The sequence below is a fragment of the Mesobacillus sp. genome (assembly GCF_049588175.1).
In the GTDB taxonomy this organism is placed as follows: Bacteria; Bacillota; Bacilli; order Bacillales; family Cytobacillaceae; genus Mesobacillus.
On the sequence record NZ_JBAVFI010000270.1, the window covers coordinates 1 to 4,578 of the forward strand.

6 protein-coding genes are annotated in these 4,578 nt (G+C 42.0%); all 6 read left to right on the plus strand.

Annotated elements, in window-relative coordinates:
* On the plus strand, nucleotides 1-579 hold a 579-nt coding region (dapB, locus tag WB217_RS06580), incomplete at its 5' end, for a 4-hydroxy-tetrahydrodipicolinate reductase (protein ID WP_423991803.1).
* 10 nt (nucleotides 580-589) lie between these two features.
* Nucleotides 590-1,021, plus strand: a complete 432-nt coding sequence (mgsA, locus tag WB217_RS06585) for a methylglyoxal synthase (protein WP_423991805.1) — start codon at nucleotides 590-592, stop codon at nucleotides 1,019-1,021.
* On the plus strand, nucleotides 1,002-1,718 hold the full coding sequence (bshB1, locus tag WB217_RS06590; RefSeq protein ID WP_423991813.1) for a bacillithiol biosynthesis deacetylase BshB1: 717 nt from the start codon (nucleotides 1,002-1,004) through the stop codon (nucleotides 1,716-1,718). The genes mgsA and bshB1 overlap by 20 nt, the downstream gene beginning before the upstream one ends.
* The gene (bshA, locus tag WB217_RS06595; RefSeq protein ID WP_423991807.1) at nucleotides 1,715-2,854 is read left to right on the plus strand and encodes an N-acetyl-alpha-D-glucosaminyl L-malate synthase BshA; all 1,140 of its coding nucleotides are present in this window, start codon (nucleotides 1,715-1,717) and stop codon (nucleotides 2,852-2,854) included. The genes bshB1 and bshA overlap by 4 nt, the downstream gene beginning before the upstream one ends.
* Entirely contained in the window at nucleotides 2,851-4,056 is a 1,206-nt protein-coding gene (locus tag WB217_RS06600; RefSeq protein WP_423991809.1) for a CCA tRNA nucleotidyltransferase, read from the plus strand. The genes bshA and WB217_RS06600 overlap by 4 nt, the downstream gene beginning before the upstream one ends.
* A partial coding sequence (locus WB217_RS06605) for a biotin--[acetyl-CoA-carboxylase] ligase (protein WP_423991811.1) occupies nucleotides 4,023-4,578 on the plus strand: 556 nt, incomplete at its 3' end. The genes WB217_RS06600 and WB217_RS06605, both read left to right, overlap by 34 nt.

Sequence of the window (4,578 nt, forward strand, 5' to 3'; positions counted from 1 at the left end):
GATTTAACGACTCCAGAGGTAGGCATGTTCCACACAAAGACCGCATTGAAATATAAGGTTAGACCTGTAGTGGGAACAACTGGCTTCTCTAAAGATGATCTAAGTGAACTGGAGCGGATGTGTACGGAACAGGAAACGGGATGCATTATTGCTCCTAACTTTGCAGTTGGGGCAGTTTTAATGATGAAGTTTTCACAAATGGCAGCCAGGTATTTCAGTGATGTAGAGATTATTGAGCTGCATCACGACCAAAAACTGGACGCCCCATCAGGCACGGCTGTTAAGACTGCACAAATGATTGCCGAGGTAAGGGAAACGAAAATCCAGGGCCATAAAGACGAAAAGGAAACCATTAAAGGAGCAAGGGGTGCTGACTTTGATGGCATGCATATCCATTCAGTGAGACTGCCAGGTTTGATTGCTCACCAGCAGGTAATGTTCGGGGCAGATGGACAAACCCTTACAATTCGCCATGATTCCTATAACCGAAGCTCCTTTATGTCAGGAGTAAAACTTGCAGTGGATACAGTGATGAAAATGGATTCTTTTGTTTACGGCTTAGAGAATATTATTGAATAGGGGAGAGACCATGAATATTGCCTTAATCGCCCATGATAGAAAGAAAGATGATTTAGTGGGGTTCACAGTTGCATATAAAGAAATTTTTGAAAATCACAAACTCTATGCGACTGGGACGACAGGATTACGGATAATTGAAGCAACTGGTCTTATAGTCGAGCGCTTCCAATCGGGTCCTCTTGGAGGAGACCAGGAAATCGGTGCCCAAATCGCCAATAACCAGATGGATGCGATTTTCTTTTTCAGGGACCCGCTTACCGCTCAGCCCCATGAACCGGATGTGACAGCATTGCTCAGACTGTGCGATGTATATTCTGTCCCGCTCGCGACCAATATGGGAACAGCTGAAATTTTAATAAAAGGAATAGAACGAGGCGATCTTGACTGGCGGAATATAGTTGAAAAGAAACCAGGTGATGATGATGGAAAATCTGAAGCTTGATATTTTGGCATTTGGGGCACATGCTGATGATGTAGAAATCGGGATGGGCGGAACCATTGCCAAATATGCTAGTGAAGGAAAACGAATTGGAATTTGTGATTTAACAAAGGCTGAAATGTCTTCTAACGGGACTGTTGTAACCAGACTGCAGGAAGCAGAAAAGGCTGCAGAAATTCTCGGCGTAAAGGTGAGAAAAGCGCTTGATTTGCCTGATAGGGGACTGTTTTTAAAGGAAGAATACATAAAAAAAATCGTGGAAATAATCAGGTTTTACCGTCCTGCGATAGTGTTTGCACCTTATTTTGATGACCGTCATCCTGATCATGGCAGCTGCGCTCGCCTTGTTGAGGAGGCGGTCTTTTCGGCCGCTGTAAGAAAATACGGTGAAAATAGAGATTTACCGTCCCATAGGCCTGATACATTATATTTTTATATGATTAATGGTTTCCATAAGCCTGATTTTGTTGTGGATATCTCTAATGAAATGTCCAAAAAGATAGAAGCACTGAATGCATATGAAAGCCAATTTACAAAGGGGGAGTCGACCTTTGATACCCCACTCGTTAATGGATATATAGAGAGTGTAGAGGCAAGGGAAAAGTTATTCGGCAAGGAGGTCGGTGTGCAATTTGCCGAGGGCTTTATGTCCAAAAAACCATTGTTAATCCACAAGGATTTGTTAGGGGAAAAAAGATGAAAAAACTCAAGATCGGAATTACCTGTTACCCGACAGTCGGCGGTTCGGGAGTTGTTGCTACAGAACTTGGCAAGCTTCTTGCGGAAAAAGGACATGAAATCCACTTTATTTCTTCAAGTCTGCCATTCAGGCTGAAGAAAATGTATCATAATATTTTTTCCCATGAAGTGGAGGTAAACCAATACTCTGTTTTCCAATATCCGCCGTATGATATTGCCCTGGCAAGTAAAATTGCCGAGGTGGCTGTCATGGAAAATCTGGATGTTCTGCATGTACATTATGCAATTCCGCATGCGGTCTGTGCCATTTTAGCCAGGCAAATGAGCGGGCGCGATTTGAAAATCGTGACAACCCTTCACGGAACAGATATTACAGTGCTGGGATATGATCCATCCCTTACAGATGCAATTCGATTTGGTATCGAGAAATCAGATTATGTAACTGCTGTGTCCAATTCATTAATTTCACAGACCCATGAACTGATCAAACCAAAGAAAACCATTGAGTGTGTATATAACTTCATTGATACGAGAGTTAATAAGCGTACCGATTCCAGCGAACTAAGAAAGGAATATGGAATTCTTCCACACGAAAAAGTCGTCATACATGTGTCCAACTTCAGGCCTGTAAAACGAGTTCAAGATGTAATCCAAGCATTTGCTGGGATTGCAGAGCATTTACCTGCGAAGCTTTTGCTTGTTGGAGATGGCCCGGAAATGAAGACTGTATGCAATCTTGCAGGTGAACTGGGAATCAGAGATAAGATCTTACTGCTTGGAAAACAGGAACGTGTAGAGGAGCTTTATTCATTAAGTGATCTGATGCTCCTGCTTTCTGAGAAAGAAAGTTTTGGTCTCGTGGCTCTCGAAGCGATGGCTTGCGGGGTTCCTTGTATTGGAACCAATGTGGGAGGAATTCCTGAGGTCATCGTCAATGGGGAAACAGGCTATATTTGCGAGCTGGGTGATATTAAGACCATTACCGAAAAGGCTGTTGAAATTTTATCAAATGAAGAAATTCACCAGAGATTTTCAGCTAATTCCATGGAACGTGCCGAAAAAAGATTTAGTGCTGAACAAATCGTTTCTGAATATGAAAACATTTATTATCAATTAGTAGGACAGGATGAACGATGATTGGCAATCCTTTTTTAAAAGCTGTCCCTGTCCTTAATTTGATTGAGAACGCTGGTTTTGAAGCCTATTTTGTCGGAGGTTCTGTCAGAGACCATATTCTTGGCCGCGAAATTGCTGATGTAGATATCGCCACTTCTGCATTGCCAGAGGAATTGAAAAAGATTTTTCCTAAAACGACCGATGTAGGGATTGAGCATGGAACAATTCTAGTCCACTACAAAGGTATCCCATATGAAATTACAACATTTCGGTCGGAAGCAGGATATACAGATTTCAGGCGGCCTGATAAAGTGTTTTTTATTCGATCGCTGACCGAAGACCTGCAGCGCAGGGATTTTACGATGAATGCGATTGCTATGGATAAGGACGGGAAAATCATCGACCCCTTTGGAGGCAAGCAATCTATAAATAATAAGCTGATCGAGACAGTAGGCAATCCAGATGAACGGTTTGGGGAAGATGCATTAAGGATGTTAAGGGCTGTAAGGTTTCTTTCACAATTGTCCTTTTCGATTGAAGACAATACCTTTAAGTCTTTGCAGAACCATTGTAAGCTGCTTGAAAATATCGCAGTAGAACGAAAAACAGTCGAATTTGAAAAGATGCTTCAAGGCCGGGACCGTGCAAAAGCCGCAGAGCTTATGGTGACAAGTGGAATGTATCAATACTTGCCTGGCTTGGTTCATCAGGAAAAATCCTTAATCCAATTTTCAGCGAGTCTCTCATTAGAACTTGGTTTAAATGAATCTTGGGTATTGTTACTATATGAATTGCGATTGCTTGGCAAAGAAATAGATGCTTTCTTAAGAGGCTGGAAGCTTCCGGTACAGAAGATTAAGTTAATAAAACAAATCCATTCCCTGTTAGTATATCGCTTGGGTAAAGAATGGAATGAGGAATCAGTATACAAGGCAGGCTTAGACAATGCTTTAAGCTGTGAAAGGGTGTACCAAACCTTGTTTCCGGAAAAATTCAATAGCACAGAACGAATCAAGCAGATATTTAACTCTCTTCCTATAAAGGAAAGGCATGAATTGAATGTAACAGGAAATGACTTGATGGCTTGGCATGGTAAAAATCCTGGACCATGGCTAAAAGAGCTGTTAGAGGAAATTGAAAAGGCTGTAATTTATGGGGATGTTCAAAATGAGAAGGAGAAAATAAGGGTATGGCTGAGCAATCTGAAATCAGAAAAAAATTGATAGAAGCTTTTACTAATACCGAATCTGAGTTTTTGTCTGGCCAGCACTTGGGGGATATTGCTGGCTGCTCGAGGACTGCAGTTTGGAAACATATCGAAGAACTCCGCAAGGAAGGATTCGAGTTCGAGGCAGTGAGAAGAAAAGGGTATAAAATTGTCTCTATCCCCGATGGAATGAGTGCGGATAAAATCAACCTGGGCTTAAAAACAACTTTTTTAGGCAGACATCTTCATTATCATGACAGTGTAGATTCAACCCAGAAAATTGCTTACAAACTTGCATATGAAAATGCGGCAGAAGGCACAGTCGTAATTGCGGAGGAACAGACAGCAGGCAGAGGCAGGATGGACAGGAAATGGCATTCTCCAAAGTATACAGGTATCTGGATGAGCATCATTCTCCGGCCCAATTTACCTATCCCAAAAGCTCCCCAGCTGACACTGATCACTGCTGTAGGAGTTGTCCAGGCAATCGAGGAAGTTACAGGTTTGCTTCCTGAAATCAAGTGGCCGAATGATATTT